This window comes from Streptomyces sp. NPDC127098 (assembly GCF_042722465.1).
GTDB lineage: Bacteria > Actinomycetota > Actinomycetes > Streptomycetales > Streptomycetaceae > Streptomyces > Streptomyces millisiae.
In genome coordinates this window covers 38,909-55,130 of the sequence record NZ_JBHXFJ010000053.1, presented here as the reverse complement: position 1 = coordinate 55,130, position 16,222 = coordinate 38,909, and the positions used below count along the sequence as shown (strand labels likewise).

Genomic DNA, 16,222 nt, shown 5'->3' with positions numbered 1-16,222 from the left:
GCCCGTGGTGGCCCGCGCGCGGGGCGCGCAAGCGCCGGCAGCGCGGCGGAGGGTGAGCCGCCGCGGCGCGCGCGGTCCGCGACGGGCCGGGCCATCGGAGACGAAGCCGGGGCCGACGACCCCAGCGCCGCCACGGACCACGAGGACGGCGCGGAGAACAGCCGGTCCCGCACGCCGGCGGGCAAGCCGGCCGCGCGCGGCGCCGGCGGAAAGCGGCCGGCCGACGAAAGCCCCAAGCCGGCGCGCAAGCGCGCCGCGCGCGCGGCCAGCCGCGCGGAGCCGCCGGCCGAGCCGGAGGCTCAGAGCCCGCCGCAGGCGTCCGCGCCGGCCGAACCGACCCGTCAGGGCCCGGCGCAGACGCCCTCGGACGGCCAGGGCCAAGCGCCAGCGGACTCGCACATCGACGGCGACGAGCCGCTGCTCGCCGCGCGCGTGCACCGGCCGGCCGACCTGCTGCGGGTGCTGCTCGGGCTGCTCGGCATCGCGACCGTGCTCGCGCTCGCCACCTGGGCCATCGGCACCACCGCCGGCATCGAGCGCGACGTCGACAAGGGCGCCGCCCAGGCGCCCTCGCTGCTGATCAGCTTCGCCGGCTTCGCCTCCGCCATCGCCGTCCTCGTCGTCCCCGTCGCCTTCGCCATCGAGCGGCTGATGAAGCGCGACGGGCTGCGCATCGCGGACGGCGTGCTGGCCGCCGTGCTGGCGCACGGCGTCTCGCTCTCCTTCAGCCTCTGGGTGGCCCGCCTCGCGCCGGACTCCGTGCAGGACGCGCTGACCAGGAACGGCCCCGGCGGCGTCATCACCGACCCGGTGCACGGCTATCTGGCGCCGGTCATCGCCTACGCCACCGCCGTCGGCATGATGCACCGGCCGCGCTGGCGGTTCGCGATGTGGACGGTGCTGCTGCTCGACGGGTTCGCCGTGCTGGTCGCCGGCTACACCACGCCGTTCTCCATCGTCGTCACCGTCCTCCTCGGCTGGACCATCGCGTACGCCACGCTCTACACCGTCGGCTCGCCCAACGTCCGCCCCACCGGGCAGCAGTTGCTCGCCGGCCTGCGGCACGTCGGGTTCCGGCCGGTCAGCGCGCTGCGCACCGAGGACACGACCGAGTCGGCGCGCCACGACCGGCACGACTACTCGGAGCCGACCCGCCGCTACCTCGTCACCCTGGAGAACGGCCCGCCCCTCGACGTCACCGTCGTCGACCGCGCCCAGCAGGCCCAGGGCTTCTTCTACCGCGCCTGGCGGCGCCTCGCGCTGCGCGGCATCACCACCCGCCGCAGCCTGCCGTCGCTGCGCCAGGCGCTGGAGCAGGAGGCGCTGCTCGCCTACGCCGCGATCTCCGCCGGCGCCAACGCGCCCAAGCTGATCGCCACCTCGGAGCTCGGCCCGGACGCCGTGATGCTGGTCTACGAGCACACCGGCGGCCGGCACCTGGACTCGCTCCCGGACGACGAGATCACCGACGAGCTGATGCGCGCGGCCTGGCGCCAGGTCACGGCCCTCCAGACCCGCCGCATCGCGCACCGCCGCCTCGACGGCGGCTCGCTGCTGGTCGACCGGGCCGGCATCGTCTACCTCACCGACCTGCGCGGCGGCGAGATCGCCGCCAGCGACCTGCTGCTGCGCATGGACATCGCGCAGCTGCTGACCACCTTCGGGCTGCGGGTCGGCGCCGAGCGCGCGGTGGCGGCGGCCGTGGCCGTCCTCGGCCCCGACGCGGTGGCCAACAGCCTGCCGCTGCTCCAGCCGATCGCGCTCAGCCGCAACACCCGCGCCACGCTCCGCCAGTTGGCGAGGGAGCGGGCGCAGCGGGAGCGCGACGCCGTGCTCGACGCCACCCGGGCCTACCGCGAGGCGCGCGGCAACCTGCCGGAGGACGGCGACCGCAAGGCGGTGCGCGCCGCTCGGCAGGCCGAGAAGCAGGTGATGGACGAGGCGCTGGAGAACGCCAAGGAGCCCGACCTGCTGTCGCTGATCCGCGAGCAGGTGCTGCTGATCCGCCCGCAGGCGCCGATAGAGCCGGCCCGGGTCGAGCGCATCAGGCCGCGCACCCTGGTCACCATCATCGCCGCGGTGTTCGCCGCGTACTTCCTCACCATCCAGGTGGTCAACCCGGAGTTCCAGCGGGTCTGGGAGGGCGCGAACTGGGGCTGGGTGCTGATCGCGGCCGGCTTCTCGGCCGTCACCTACTTCGCGGCCGCCCTGAGCCTGCTCGGCTTCGTCCCGGAGCGGGTCGGCTACCTGCGCACGGTCACCGCCCAGGTGGCGGGCTCGTTCGTCAAGCTGGTCGCGCCGGCCGCCATCGGCGGCGTCGCGCTCAACACCCGCTACCTGCAACGTCAGGGCCTGCGCCCCGGGCACGCGGTGGCCAGTGTCGGCGCCTCCCAACTGTTCGGGCTCGGCAGCCACATCACCCTGCTGCTGACCTTCGGCTACCTCGCCGGCACCGAGCACACCCCCTCGCTCTCGCCGTCCCGCACGGTCATCGCGGGGCTGCTGACGCTGGCCGTGGTGGTGCTGATCGTGACGGCCATCCCCAGCCTGCGGAAGGCGCTCTACGAGCGGATCAGGACCCTGTTCGCCGGCGTCGTGCCGCGCATGCTCGACGTGGTGCAGCAGCCGAAGAAGCTGCTCAGCGGCATCGGCGGGATGCTGCTGATGACGCTGGCGTTCGTGATGTGCCTCGACGCCTCGCTGCGCGCCTTCGGCTACGAGCTGAGCTACCCGACGATCGCCGTGGTGTTCCTCGCGGGCAACGCGCTCGGCTCGGCGGCGCCGACCCCAGGCGGCCTCGGGGCCGTCGAGTTCGCGCTGGTCGCCAGCCTCGCCACGTTCCGGGTGCCGCAGGACGCGGCGCTCGGCGCGGTGCTGCTGTTCCGGCTGATGACGTTCTGGCTGCCGGTGCTGCCCGGCTGGCTCGCGTTCACCCACCTCACCAGGAAGGGCTCGATCTGACGGGCGCGCACGCCCCGCTCGCGATCGCGAGCCCGGAGCGCGGGATCACCTTGCGGATGCGAGCCATGCCCGCCTAATCTCCCGCACATGCGTTCCTACACCATCGGCCGGGCCGCCCGGCTGCTCGGCGTCAGCCCCGACACGGTGCGCCGCTGGACCGACTCCGGGCGGCTGCCCACCCGCAGGGACGACGCGGGGCGGCGGCTGATCGAGGGCGCCGACCTCGCGGCGTTCGCCGTCGCCCTCTCCCAGGACTCGGGTCAGGACGACGCCGAGGAGGACGAGCCGCGCACCTCGGTGCGGAACGCGTTCCCCGGCATCGTCACCGCCGTCACGCTCGGGGACGTCGCGGCCCAGGTGGAGATCCAGGCGGGCCCGCACCGGCTGGTCTCGCTGGTCACCAGGGAGGCCGTCGAGGAGCTGGGCCTGGCCGTCGGCGTGGAGGCCGTGGCCCGCGTCAAGGCCACCAACGTCCACATCGACACCCTGTGAGGCCGCCCGTGCGTCCCGTCCGCCGCCCCCTGCTCGCCCTGACCGCCGCCACCGCCGCGCTGCTCACCGTGGCGACCGCCTGCGGCGGGTCCGGCGCCGACGACGCGAACGGCGGTGGCGACGAGGAGGTCACCCTCACCGTGCTGGCCGCCGCCTCCCTCACCGACGTGTTCACCGCCGCCCAGGAGCTCTACGCGGAGGAACACCCGGAGGTGACCCTGGAGTTCTCCTTCGCCGGCTCCCAGGAGCTGGTCGCCCAGGTGGAGCAGGGTGCCCCCGCCGACGCGCTGGTCACCGCCGACACCGCCACGATGGACGGCGTCGCCGACCTGACGGCGGCCGAGCCCGTCGTCATCGCCCGCAACGCGCTCACCATCGTCACCCCGCCCGACAACCCGGCCGGCGTGGACTCCCTCGACGACCTCGCCGACCCCGGGCTGCGCCTGGTGCTGGCCGCGCCCGAGGTGCCGGCGGGGCGCTACGGCCGCCAGATCCTCGACGCCCAGGGCATCGACGCCGCGCCCGACTCGGAGGAGGCCAACGTCCGCGCCGTCCTCGGCAAGGTGCGTCTCGGCGAGGCGGACGCCGGCCTGGTCTACGTCACCGACGCCACCTCGGCCGGCGACGACGTCGCCACCGTGGCCATCCCCGAGGACCGGAACGTCACGGCCGAGTACCCGGCCGCCGCCCTCGCCGACGCGGAACACCCGGCGGAGGCCGCCGAGTTCGTCGAGTGGCTGGGCTCGGACGAGGCGCGGGCGCTGCTCGGGGACGCCGGCTTCCAGGCCCCGTGACGACCACCCCGGCCGTGCGCACCCGGGCGGCGGCCCGATGACGCGCCGCCCCCCGCTCACCCTGGTCCTGCCGGCGCTGCTGGCGGTGGCCTTCCTCGCCGTCCCGCTGCTCGGCGTCCTCGCCGACGCCCCCTGGTCGGACCTGGTCGGCCGGCTCACCGAGCCGGCCGTCACCGAGGCACTGCGGCTCTCCCTGGTCGTCTCGGGCTGGGCGCTGCTGTTCTCCCTGCTGTTCGGGGTGCCGCTCGCCTGGCTGCTGGCCCGCGTCGACTTCCCCGGCCGCACCGCCGTCCGCTGCCTGGTGCTGCTGCCGATGGTGCTGCCGCCGACGGTCGCCGGCGTGGCGCTCTTCCAGGGCCTCGGCCGGCGGGGCCTGCTCGGCGGCGCCCTGGAGTCGGTGGGCGTCGTGCTGCCGTTCTCCACCGCAGGCGCCGTCGTCGCCGCCACCTTCGTCGCCATGCCCTTCCTGGTGATCAGCCTGGAGGGCGCCCTGGCCGGCCTCGAACCGCACTACGAGGAGGCCGCCGCGACGATGGGCGCCGGCCCGCTGCGGACCCTGCGCCTCGTCACCCTGCCGATGCTCGCCCCCTCGCTGGCGGCCGGCGCGGCGCTGTGCTGGGCGCGGGCGCTCGGCGAGTTCGGCGCCACCATCACCTTCGCCGGCAACCTGCCGGGCACCACGCAGACGCTCCCGCTCAAGGTCTACCTGCTGCTCCAGGACGACCCGACCGGCGCCACCGCCGTCTCCCTGCTCCTGGTCGCGGTCGCCGCCGCCGTCCTCTTCGCCCTCCGCGGCCGCTGGTTCCGCCCCTCCCGCTGAACCGCCCGGCCCGCGCCGGCGGCCGCGTGGCGCGCCGCCCCGTCACCCACTTGCCACGGCCCGGAGTGCGGGGGGCTCCCGCACCCGCACACGATGGGCGAGTCGCAGCGACCGATGGGAGCCACCGCCATGACCCGAGCCAGGCTGCTCACGCCGACCGTACTGGCCGCGACCACCCTGCTCACCGTCCCGGGCTGCGCGACGGCCGACGGCGACACCGCCCGGCCGCGACCGGCCGCCCGCCAGGACGCCACCGACACCGACGACCTGCCGGAGCGCTTCACCGGACAGCGACTCGACTGGTCGGCCTGCCCGGCGCCCGACAGCGCCGAGGGCGGCGGCAGCGCCAGCCCCTCCCCCCTGCCCGACGGCGAGGACTGGGAGTGCGCGCGGATGACGGCCCCGCTCGACTACAGCGACCCGAACGGCGACACCATCGAGATCGCCATGATCCGCGCCCGCACCAAGGCCGAGGGCGACCAGCGGATCGGCTCCCTCATCTTCAACTTCGGCGGCCCCGGCGGCTCGGGCGTCGCCACCCTGCCCGCCTTCGGCTCCGACTACAACAAGCTCAACAGCCGCTACGACCTGGTGAGTTTCGACCCGCGCGGCGTCGGCAACAGCGAGGGCGTCCAGTGCCTGGACGACCAGCAGCTCGACGACTACTTCGCGGCCGACGCGGACCCGCGGAACGCCAGCGAGCGACGCGAGTTCACCGACCGGCTCAAGGAGTTCGACCGCGGCTGCGAGGACCGCTTCGGCGATCTGCTGCCGCACCTCACCACCACCAACACGGCCCGCGACATGGACCTGATGCGCAAGGTGCTCGGCGACGACAAGCTGCACTACTTCGGCATCTCCTACGGCACCGAACTCGGCGGCGTCTACGCCCACCTGTTCCCGCGCCGCGTCGGCCGGGCGCTGTTCGACGCCGTCGTCGACCCGACCGGCAACACCGAGCAGGGCGCGCTCGGCCAGACCGAGGGCTTCCAACTCGCCCTCGGCAACTACCTCGACAACTGCACCCAGAGCGACAACTGCCCGCTCGGCACCGACCCCGACGAGGGCGAACGCAAGCTCCAGGACTTCCTCGACAGCCTGCGCGACCACCCGCTCGACACCCGCGACCCGGACAAGCGCAAGCTCACCCAGTCGCTGGCCTGGAGCGGCGTCGCCCAGTCCCTCTACTCGCAGAGCTTCTGGCCGTACCTCACCCAGGGCCTCGACGACGCCATGACCGAGGACAACCCGGACGGCACCGTGCTGCTCGCCCTCGGCGACTCGATGAACGGCCGCAACCCGGACGGCAGTTACAGCACCCTCCAGTCCTCCCTGACCGCCATCAGCTGCGCCGACTCCAGCGAGCGCTACACCGTCGACGACGTCCGCGACAAACTCGGCCAGTTCGAGGACGCCTCCCCCGTCTTCGGGCCGCAGATGGCCTGGGGCCTGCTCAGCTGCACCTACTGGCCCGTCGAGGGACAGCGCGAGCACCCCAACGTCCGAGCCGACGGCGCCCCGAAGATCCTGCTGATCGGCACCACGGGCGACCCCGCCACCCCCTTCCAGGGCACCGCGCACATGAAGGACGCGCTGGGCGACGACGTCGGCGTCGAACTCGTCTACGAGGGCGAGGGCCACGGCGCCTACAACAGCGGCAACAAGTGCGTGCAGGACACCGCCAACGACTACCTGCTCAATGGCACGGTCCCCGATGACGGCAAGCGCTGCAAGGACTGACGCCCCCTCACACCTTCTGCCCCACCGGCCGCACCACGACCTCGTTGACGTCCGTCCCGGCCGGCTGCGCCAACACCCAGGCCACGCACTCCGCGACCGCCTCGGGCGCCAGCAACGGGCCGGGACCAGGACCGCCGTTCCCCCACCCCGGCGTGTCCACCCGCCCCGGCGCGACCAGCGTGACCCCGACGCCGTCCCGCGTGACCAGCATCCTGGTGTTCTCGGCCAGCGCCGCCACCGCCGCCTTGGTCGCGCTGTAGAGGCTCCCCGCCACGTTCTTGAACCCCGCGACGCTCCCCACCAGCACGATCCGCCCCCGGCTGCGCCGCAACGCCGGCAACGCGGCGTTCACCAGCAACGCCGGCCCCAACACGTTGGTCAGCACCATCCCCCGCCACGCCTGCGGGTCCCCGTCCGCCACCGTGTCGTGCGTGGCGAACCCGGCGTTGGCCACCACGTGGTCGAGCCGCCCGAACGCGTGCTCCGTCATCCGCACCGCCTCCGCCACCGCCTCGTGGTCGGTCGCGTCCCCCGGTAACGTCACCAACCGGTCGCCCGCGTCGGCCCCTCGGGCCAGCCGACTCAACCGCTCCGCGCTCCGCCCCGTCGCCGCGACCCGGTGCCCGCGCTCCAGCAGCAGCGCCACCACCGCCGCTCCTATCCCGCTCGCCCCACCCGTGACGAGCGTCACCGGCCCCGCGTCCTCACCCATCGCTGCCTCTTCTCCTACTCTCGGCACATGACGCAGCCGCTCTGGTCCCAGGTCGACGACTACTTCAACGACCTTCTCATCCCCGCCGATCCCGCCCTCGACGGCGCCCTCGCCGACAGCGAGGCGGCCGGCCTCCCGCACATCAACGTAGCCCCCAACCAGGGCAAGTTCCTGCACCTCCTGGCCCGGATCCACGGCGCGCGCACGATCCTGGAGATCGGCACCCTCGGCGGCTACAGCACCATCTGGCTCGCCCGCGCCCTCCCCGCCGACGGCCGCCTGGTCACCCTGGAGGCCGACCCGCACCACGCCGACGTCGCCCGCGCCAACCTCGAACGCGCCGGCCTCACCGACCGCGTCGACCTCCGCGTCGGCCCGGCCCTCGACAGCCTCCCCGAACTGGCCTCGCTGGCCCCCTTCGACCTGGTCTTCGTCGACGCCGACAAGCCGAACAACCCCAACTACCTCGACTGGGCCGTCCGTTACACCCGCCCCGGCTCGATCATCGTCTTCGACAACGTGGTCCGCGCCGGCCGCGTCCTGGAGGCCGACAACCCCGACCCCACCATCCAGGCCACCCGCCGCCTCACCGAACTCGTCGCCGCCCACCCGCACCTGACGGCCACCACCCTCCAGACCGTCGGCGCCAAGGGCCACGACGGCATCACCCTCGCCCTGGTGACCGGCCCCTGACCGCCACCGACAGGGCCGTGCCGGACATCACCCGCCGAACCGACCCCCAACACCGGTCCGAGGGCCTACCGTTGTCCGGGTGAGCGCACATGTGCCGACACGATCCCCCTACCGGATCGAGGACGACGAGGGCCCGCAGACCGTCGCCGAGCTGAAGGCCGCCCTGGCCCCCTGGCCACAGGAGCTCCTCACCTTCACCGCCCGCCTGGAAGCCGCCCGCTTCGACGAGATCCCCGGCGTGATCGCCGCCTACCGCATCGCCTGGCTCACCCGCGTCCACCCCGACCACCAGCAGGCGGGCCAGGCCAGCGAGGACGAGACGGCCGACACCATCAGCTGGGACGAGCTGATGGCCGACTACACCCCCGACGGCCGCGAAGCCAGGCGCCGGTGACCTACAAGGTCGAGGTCATGGCCGACGCACGCCGCGGCATGGCCTCCCTCACCCCCGCCCGCCGCCGCGCCGTCAACGACGCGGTCCGCGGCCCGCTCGCCACCCGCCCCCTCACCATCGGCGAACTCTTCGAAGGCGCCGGCCCCACCGCCCTCCGCCGCCTCGTCCTCACCCCCGCCGGCGTCTCCATCGGCTACCGCGTCTTCTCCGACCGCGTCGAGGTCCGGCTGGTGTGGCTGATAGGCCACCCCTGACCTGCCGGCCCGGCCGGATACCCTGACGGCATGCGTGGGGGGAACACACGTGCGGTGGCGCTGGCCGTCGCCGTCTGGCTCGGGGTGGGGGCGTGCAGCGGCGGGGGCGTGGCGGCGCGGCCGGCCGTCGAGCCGTCGGAACAGGCAGGCGTGGTCCCGCCGTTGCCGGAGCGGTTCGCGGAGCAGCGGCTCGAGTGGGGCGGCTGTCCGGCGCCCACTCCGCTCCAGGGGAGCGGGGACGCGCCGGGGGCCGAGTGGCAGTGCGCGACGCTCACCGTGCCGCTGGACCACGAGGCGCCGGGGAACGGGGAGACGATCGGCGTCGCCGTGATCAGGAAGCCGGCGACCGGTGGGGAGCGGCTGGGGTCGCTGGTGTTCAACTTCGGCGGCCCCGGGGGATCCGGTGTGGCGGCGTTGCCGCGCTCCGGGGAGCGGTACGCGGAGCTGAACGAGCGGTACGACCTGGTGAGCTTCGATCCGCGTGGGGTCGGCGCCAGCGAGGGCGTGGTCTGCCGGTCGGACGCCGAGATCGACGCGGCGGCGCAGCGGAACGACGGGCCGCCGGTGGGCGAGGCGGAGGAGCTGGCGTACCTGTCGCGGGCCTATGACCACGCCCGCGCCTGCGAGGCGGCGGCCGGGCCGCTGCTGCCGCACCTCACCACGGTCGACGCGGCCCGCGATCTCGACCTGTTGCGGCGGGCGCTCGGTGACGAGCGGCTCAACTACTTCGGCATCTCGTACGGGACGAAGCTCGGCGCCGTCCACGCCCACCTCTTCCCCGAGCACGTCGGCCGCACCGTGCTGGACGCCGTCGTGGACCCGACCAGGGACGTCGTGCGGCGGGCGCTGCTGCAGACCCAGGGCTTCCAACTGGCGCTCGACCGCTATCTGGACGCCTGCGTCCCGAGGGACGGTTGCCCGACCGAGGACGGGCTGGCGGAGTTGTTCGAGGAGTTGGCGGAGCGGCCGCTGCCGACCGACAGCGGGCGGCGGCTGACGCAGGGGCTGGCCGTCACGGCGGTGCTCGGGGCGCTGTACTCCGAGCTCTCGTGGCCGACGCTCACGGAGGGGGTGCGGCAGGCACGCGAGTACGGCCGCGGGGAGCTGCTGCTGGCCGCCGCCGAGCGGTACAACGGGCGTGACGCCGAGGGCCGTTACCGCAACCTGCACGCCGCCAACACCGCCGTCAACTGCGCCGACTTCGCCTCCCGCCCCGACGTGGCCGACGTCCGCGCGCACGAGCCGGCGTTCGTCGAGGCGTCGCCCGTCTTCGGTCCCCACCTGGTCTGGTCCCTGCTGGACTGCGCGTACTGGCCGGTGGCCGGCGAGCGGGACCAGCCGGAGGTGTCGGCGCCCGGCGCGGGGCCGATCCTGCTGGTCGGCACGGTCGGCGACCCGGCGACGCCGTACGTCGGCGCGCGGCGGATGCGCGAGGCGCTGGGCGAGGACGTCGGGGTGCTGCTGACATACGAGGGTGAGGGGCACGGCGGCTACCAGAGCGGCGACGCGTGCGTCGTGGGCACCGTCAACGCCTACCTGCTCGCCGGGACGACACCCCCTGACGGTACCGTCTGCCCATAATGAACATACCTTCACACTTTCGTTCCCGGCGTCTCCGGGCCGCCCTCGCGGCCGCGCTGACCGCCGGCCTGCTGGCGACCTCCTGCGCCACCCGCGACCTCGCCGTCGGCACCGGCGACGACGCAGGCCAGGGCACGGAAGACGGCGAAGGCGTCGGCACGGAGTCCGTGCCGGTCGCCGACTCCTACCCCGGGCTGCCGGACGCCCTCGCCCAGCAGCGCGTCCAGTGGTCCCAGTGTGAGGCGCCCACCCCGCTCCAGGGCGAGGGCCCGCGCCCCTTCCAGCTCTCCGACCGCACGCCCTGGCAGTGCGGCACCCTCACCGTGCCGCTCGACTACGCGGACCCCGAGGGCGAGACCATCGACATGGCGCTGATCCGCGTCGTCAGCTCGGCGCCCGAGGAGGACCGGCTCGGCTCGCTGGTCTTCAACTTCGGCGGCCCGGGCGGCTCGGGCGTCGGCTCCCTGCCGCTGCTCGTCGACGAGTACGAGGACCTACGGGCCGGCGGCTTCGACCTGGTCAGCTTCGACCCGCGCGGGGTCGGCGAGAGCGCGCCGGTGGTCTGCCTCTCGGACGAGGAGATCGACGAGGGCGACCAGGAGGACGCCGGTCCACCGCGGACGGCGGAGGACGAGGCGGAGTTCGTCGCCGACAGCGAGGAGTACGCGGCCGCCTGCCAGGCCAACTCCGGCGACCTGCTGCCCTACGTCACCACGAACAACACCGCCCGCGACCTGGACCTGCTGCGGCACGCGCTCGGCGACGAGCGGCTCAACTACTTCGGCATCTCGTACGGGACCGAGCTCGGCGCCGTCTACGCGCACCTCTTCCCCGAGAACGTCGGCCGCACCGTGCTGGACGCCGTCGTCGACCCCAACCCGGACCCGGTGGCGCAGTCGCTGCTCGACGCCGAGGGCTTCCAACTCGCGCTCGAGCACTACCTGGAGGACTGCGCGACCGACGCCGGCTGCCCGACCGGCGGCGACGTGGAGACGGGCGTGGCGACGATCGAGACGCTGCTCGACGACCTGGCCACCGAGCCGCTCCCGACCGCCGACCCGGACGGCCGGATGCTCACCTCGGGCCTCGGCATGACGGGCATCGCCTCCGCGCTGTACTCGGAGGAGAGCTGGGAGTACCTGACGATGGCCCTCGACGAGGCGCTGAACGCCGGCTCGGGCGACACCCTGCTGCTGCTCGCCGACTTCTACAACGGCCGCGACAGCGAGGGCCGTTACAGCAACCTGATGCCGGCGCTGAACGCGATCCGCTGCGCCGACGACCCGTCCACGATGGCGCTGGACGACGTCGTGCGGCACCGCGAGGAGTTCGAGACGGCGTCGCCGGTCTTCGGCGAGTGGATGCTGTGGGGGCTGAGCGGCTGCCTGGGGTGGCCGTTCGAGGAGGCCGCCGAGCCGGAGGAGTTCAGCGCGCCGGACGCGGCGGCGCCGCTGCTGCTGGTCGCCACGACCGGTGACCCGGCGACGCCGTACGAGGGCGCGGCCCGGATGCAGGCGGCGATCGGCGGCCCCGAGGTGGCGCCGCTGCTGACGAACGACGGCGAGGGCCACGGGGCGTACACGCCGGACAACGCGTGCGTGGCGGACGCGGTCAACGGCCACCTGCTGCGGGGCGAGACGCCGGGGGACGGGCTCCGCTGCGAATAGCGCTGCCGCGCGGTGAACGGCGGGCCTGTCGGCCCGGTGCGCCGCGCGCTCCGCGCGGGGATCGGTCCCCACCCACCCGCCCTCTTCGCGCTCCGCGCGGTGGCCGGCGGCCACGCCGCCGGACGGCGCGCCGCGCTCCGCGCGCGGGCCGGGCCTGACGGCCCGGTGCCGGTCGGTGTCCGCGCCTCGCGCGGGAGCTTTCCCCCACCCGCCCGCCCTTCCGCGCTCCGCACGGAGCGGCGCGGCCGCGCCTCGTGCCGACGCTTCGCGCGGGGTTTGGTCCCCACCCACCCGCCCTCTTCGCGCTTCGCGCGGTGAGCGGCCCGGCCGGCTAGGCCGCGGCTGCGCCGCCGGGCCACCGGCCCGGAGGGCCGTGCCGCGCGAGGCCACCTGCCAAGGGCGGGTGGGGGGCGCGGCACCGCACGGCGGCCAGGCCCCGGCTCTCAGTAGACCGGCTTCTCCGGTTCGATCTGGTTGACCCAGCCGATGACGCCGCCGCCGACGTGGACCGCGTCCGAGAAGCCCGCGTCCTTCAACACCGCCAGCACCTCGGCCGACCGCACGCCCGTCTTGCAGTGCAGCACGATCCGCCGGTCCTGCGGCAGGTCGCTCAGCGCGTTGCCCAGCAGGAACTCGTTCTTCGGGATCAGCCGCGCGCCCGGGATGGAGACGATCTCGTACTCGTTCGGCTCGCGGACGTCGATGATGTCGATCTTCTCGTCGGAGTCGATCCACTCCTTCAACTGCCGCGGCGTGATCGTCGAGTCCTTGGCGGCCGCCTGCGCCTCGTCGGAGACGACGCCGCAGAACGCCTCGTAGTCGATGAGCTCGGTGACCGTCGGGTTCTCGCCGCAGACCGCGCAGTTGGGGTCCTTGCGGACCTTGACCTGCCGGTAGGTCATCTCCAGGGCGTCGTAGATCATCAGCCGGCCGACCAGCGGTTCGCCGGTGCCGGTCAGCACCTTGATGGCCTCCGTCACCTGGATCGAGCCGATCGACGCGCAGAGCACGCCGAGCACCCCGCCCTCGGCGCAGCTCGGCACCATGCCGGGCGGCGGCGGCTCCGGGTAGAGGCAGCGGTAGCACGGGCCGTGCTCGGACCAGAAGACGGAGGCCTGGCCGTCGAAGCGGTAGATGGAGCCCCAGACGTACGGCTTGTTCAGCAGCACGCAGGCGTCGTTGACGAGGTAGCGCGTGGCGAAGTTGTCCGTGCCGTCCACGATCAGGTCGTACTGGGCGAAGAGCTCCAGCACGTTGGACGAGTCGAGCCGCTCCTCGTGGATGTTGACCTGGACGTAGGGGTTGATGCCCTGCACCGTCTCCTTGGCCGACAGCGCCTTGGACTTGCCGATGTCCGCCTGGCTGTGGATGATCTGCCGCTGCAGGTTCGACTCGTCGACGACGTCGAACTCGACGATGCCCAGGGTGCCGACCCCGGCCGCCGCGAGGTACATCAGCGCCGGTGAGCCGAGACCGCCCGCGCCCACGGCGAGCACCTTGGCGTTCTTCAGCCGCTTCTGCCCGTCCATCCCGACGTCCGGGATGATCAGGTGGCGGGAGTACCTGCGGACCTCATCGACGGTGAGCTCGGCGGCCGGCTCTACCAGGGGTGGCAGCGACACGGGGACTCCGTAGGTCTAGGGACACGGTCTTTCGTCCCTCAACACTGCCACGCCCCGGTTGATTCCGAGACACCGATTCCACACTCCGGGCACCGGGGCCGGAGGAAGCCGGCGCCTGGGCGCCGTCCGCCCCCTCACATCCGGCAGGCGGCCTCCATCCAGATGTCGGCGAGCGACTCCTCCAGGCTGATCCTGGCCCGCCAGCCGAGCCGGTCGCGCGCCGTGCGCACGTCCGCCTGCTGCCACGGGCCGCAGCCGTCCGGGTAGGGGCCGACGGCCGGCAGCGGGTGCTGGCCGCCGAGGGTCTCCGGGGACTGCCGGGGCGGCGGCGGGCCCTCCAGCTCGTGCAGGGTGCCGGCGTAGCCGGAGATCCTGGCCAGCGCCGCCGCCGCCTCGCGCAGCCGGACCGCGTGCCCGGTGCCGATGTTGACCACGCCCTGGGCCGCCGAGAGCGTGGCGGCGTGCACGGCGCGCGCCACGTCGCGCACGTCGACGAAGTCACGCTGCACGGCGAGGCCGCCGAGCTTGAGCTCGCTGTCGCCGTGCTGCATGGCGCGCCGCAGCGAGTCGGCGAGCCGGCCGAGCGGCGAGCCGGCCGGGGTGCCAGGACCGGTCGGCGAGAAGACCCGCAGCACGATGGCGTCGAGTCCGGAGCCGAGCACCAGCTCGGTGGCGGCGAGCTTGCTGACGCCGTAGGGGCCGCCGGGGCGGGCTACGGCGTCCTCCGCGATGGACGAGCCGTTCTGCGAGGGCCCGTACTCGGCGGCGCAGCCGATGTGGACCAGCCGGGCCCGGCAGCCGCTGCGCCGCAGCGACTCGCAGAGGGTGGCGGTGGCGACCGTGTTGTGCCTGGTCAGCTCGCTCGCGGTACCCCGGATCGCACCCGCGCAGTTGATCACGACCCCGGGGTGCACGGCGTCCAGGAATCGGGTGAGCGCGCCCGGGCTGCCCGTGGAGAGGTCGAAGCGGACGTCCGCGTCGTCGCCACGCCCCAGGGCGGTCAGCTGCACGGCGGGATCGGCGAGCAGCCGGTCGGCGACGAACCGGCCCAGGTACCCACCCGCGCCGAGAAGCAGCACTCTCATCGGTCTGTGCTCCTTGCGTGTGAACATGATCTTGGTGGGCCGGGGCGGAACGGGGGTGGCGAAACGGTCCGCCTGGCCCCACGCGCGGCGTGCACCGGTGCACCCCCTTCTCCCGTCGGTCCCATGACGGAGAGACGGTATGTCTACTTGTGCACCTCACGACGGACGGATGTCCGCCGCACCATCAGAAGGGGTGAAGTTTCGTGACGTCGCGGGGATGGGCGTCGTTACACCACAACGGCGAACAGCGGGAAGCACCCGCGAGGCCGGCCGGGGCGGGAAGGGCTCAGCTCTCCGGGTGCGGCCACGGGTTGGGGCGGCAGGTCACGCCGTCCGTCTCGAGGAACTTGGTCTGCTGCATCATCACCGGGGCCAGCTCGCCCTCGCCCGGGCAGACCACGTGGCCGTAGCCGAGCCGGTGCCCCACCTCGTGGTTGACCAGCATCTGCCGGTAGGCGGCGATGTCCTCGCCGTAGGTCTCGGAGCCCTGCGCCCAGCGCCAGGCGTTGATGATCACGCGCTCGGTGTTGGACGAGTTGCAGGAGACGTTGTCCTCGGTGATGTCGAGGCCGGAGAGCGCGCACCACTCGGCCGCGGTGCCGGGGCTGGCGAGGGTGACCACGAAGTCGTACTCGCCGGCCGACACCCGGGCGAACGAGCGCTCGCCGCCGTTGCCCCAGCCGCGCGGGTCGTTGAGCGTGCGGTGGACCACCTCGGCGAAGAACTCCGGGTCGAGACCGAGGCCGTCCTCGACGTCCACCCGGTAGCGCACCTGGGTGGTGGCGGTCGGGTCACCCGCCGATGCGCTGCCGCCCACCGGGACCAACTCCCCGGAACCGGTCAGCTCCGGGTCGAACTCGACCATGGTGGCCAGCTGTTCCTCGAAGGTCGGCTCGGCCGGCTCCTCCTCGACCGAGCCCGAGGGCGACTCGCCGTGCCCGTCGGGGTCGGCCGGGTCGTCCTCCCCGCCGCCGCGGCCCGCGTCGGGCCGCGCCGTGTCGGGTTCGGTGTCGAGCAGCGGGCCGACGCTGTCCGACCGCCCTGAGCCGCCCGTCAGGTCGGTCCCGACGACGACGGTGAGCACGGTCACGACGGCGGCGGCCGCCACGCCGGTGAGAGTGCGTCCCCAGCCCGCGCGGCGCTCGCCCCGGCTATCCCCGAGCCCACGCCGCCGCTCGCGCGGCCGGCCATGACGCCCGGACGACGCCGTGCGCCGCGCCGGCCCGCCCTGCTCCGGCCCGTCCTGCCGACCGGACCCGTCGCTCCCTGGACGCCCCGCGTCCCCGTCGTCTCCTGACCGTTCCGGCCTCCCCCGGCCCGGTGACCGCCCCGCGCCGCCGGTCTCCCCTGGGCCTCCCGCACGTCGGTCGTCCCCGGTCCCCGGCCCGGCCTCGGCTGCCAGCCCCA

Annotated in this window: 14 protein-coding genes; 10 read left to right on the top strand and 4 right to left on the bottom strand. The window is 74.0% G+C overall.

What is annotated here, in order from left to right:
- Window positions 1-93 precede the first annotated feature (93 nt).
- The 5 genes from ACFWI8_RS27260 (at window position 94) to ACFWI8_RS27240 (ending at window position 6,807) form a co-directional block, all read left to right on the top strand.
- The gene (locus tag ACFWI8_RS27260; protein WP_387096660.1) at window positions 94-2,961 is read left to right on the top strand and encodes a flippase-like domain-containing protein; all 2,868 of its coding nucleotides are present in this window, start codon (window positions 94-96) and stop codon (window positions 2,959-2,961) included.
- Between the two features lie 87 nt (window positions 2,962-3,048).
- Window positions 3,049-3,453 carry a molybdopterin-binding protein gene (locus tag ACFWI8_RS27255; protein ID WP_387096642.1) on the top strand — a complete coding sequence of 135 codons (405 nt, stop codon included), beginning with the start codon at window positions 3,049-3,051 and terminating at the stop codon, window positions 3,451-3,453.
- Between the two features lie 8 nt (window positions 3,454-3,461).
- Window positions 3,462-4,247: a molybdate ABC transporter substrate-binding protein gene (gene modA, locus ACFWI8_RS27250; RefSeq protein ID WP_387096638.1), complete on the top strand. Its 786-nt coding sequence runs from the start codon at window positions 3,462-3,464 to the stop codon at window positions 4,245-4,247.
- Between the two features lie 37 nt (window positions 4,248-4,284).
- Window positions 4,285-5,067, top strand: coding sequence for an ABC transporter permease (locus tag ACFWI8_RS27245; RefSeq protein WP_387096635.1), 783 nt, complete (start codon window positions 4,285-4,287; stop codon window positions 5,065-5,067).
- Window positions 5,068-5,196: 129 nt separating this feature from the next.
- Complete coding sequence (locus ACFWI8_RS27240; RefSeq protein ID WP_387096632.1) at window positions 5,197-6,807, top strand: alpha/beta hydrolase; 1,611 nt, start codon at window positions 5,197-5,199, stop codon at window positions 6,805-6,807.
- A gap of 7 nt (window positions 6,808-6,814) precedes the next feature.
- On the opposite strand, the gene ACFWI8_RS27235 is transcribed toward ACFWI8_RS27240, so the two are convergent.
- Window positions 6,815-7,519 (bottom strand): SDR family oxidoreductase, encoded by a 705-nt coding sequence (locus ACFWI8_RS27235; RefSeq protein WP_387096629.1) that lies wholly within the window; start codon window positions 7,517-7,519, stop codon window positions 6,815-6,817.
- 27 nt (window positions 7,520-7,546) lie between these two features.
- Between ACFWI8_RS27235 and ACFWI8_RS27230 the strand changes: the two genes are divergently transcribed.
- From ACFWI8_RS27230 to ACFWI8_RS27210, 5 genes are all read left to right on the top strand, one after another.
- Complete coding sequence (locus tag ACFWI8_RS27230; protein WP_387096626.1) at window positions 7,547-8,212, top strand: O-methyltransferase; 666 nt, start codon at window positions 7,547-7,549, stop codon at window positions 8,210-8,212.
- Window positions 8,213-8,291: 79 nt separating this feature from the next.
- Window positions 8,292-8,606 (top strand): hypothetical protein, encoded by a 315-nt coding sequence (locus tag ACFWI8_RS27225; RefSeq protein WP_387096623.1) that lies wholly within the window; start codon window positions 8,292-8,294, stop codon window positions 8,604-8,606.
- 17 nt (window positions 8,607-8,623) lie between these two features.
- Window positions 8,624-8,860, top strand: a complete 237-nt coding sequence (locus ACFWI8_RS27220) for a hypothetical protein (protein ID WP_387096620.1) — start codon at window positions 8,624-8,626, stop codon at window positions 8,858-8,860.
- Window positions 8,861-8,890: 30 nt separating this feature from the next.
- Window positions 8,891-10,441 (top strand): alpha/beta hydrolase, encoded by a 1,551-nt coding sequence (locus ACFWI8_RS27215; protein WP_387096617.1) that lies wholly within the window; start codon window positions 8,891-8,893, stop codon window positions 10,439-10,441.
- Complete coding sequence (locus ACFWI8_RS27210) at window positions 10,441-12,108, top strand: alpha/beta hydrolase (protein WP_387096614.1); 1,668 nt, start codon at window positions 10,441-10,443, stop codon at window positions 12,106-12,108. Before ACFWI8_RS27215 ends, ACFWI8_RS27210 begins: the two co-directional genes overlap by 1 nt.
- A gap of 443 nt (window positions 12,109-12,551) precedes the next feature.
- Here ACFWI8_RS27210 and moeZ read toward each other — a convergent pair whose 3' ends face one another.
- From moeZ to ACFWI8_RS27195, 3 genes are all read right to left on the bottom strand, one after another.
- Window positions 12,552-13,730: an adenylyltransferase/sulfurtransferase MoeZ gene (moeZ, locus tag ACFWI8_RS27205; RefSeq protein ID WP_387096611.1), complete on the bottom strand. Its 1,179-nt coding sequence runs from the start codon at window positions 13,728-13,730 to the stop codon at window positions 12,552-12,554.
- Window positions 13,731-13,864: 134 nt separating this feature from the next.
- Entirely contained in the window at window positions 13,865-14,815 is a 951-nt protein-coding gene (locus tag ACFWI8_RS27200; RefSeq protein ID WP_387096608.1) for an NAD-dependent epimerase/dehydratase family protein, read from the bottom strand.
- A gap of 286 nt (window positions 14,816-15,101) precedes the next feature.
- A complete protein-coding gene (locus tag ACFWI8_RS27195) occupies window positions 15,102-15,923 on the bottom strand; it encodes a DUF3152 domain-containing protein (protein WP_387096606.1) in 822 nt (273 codons plus the stop codon).
- Window positions 15,924-16,222 lie beyond the last annotated feature (299 nt).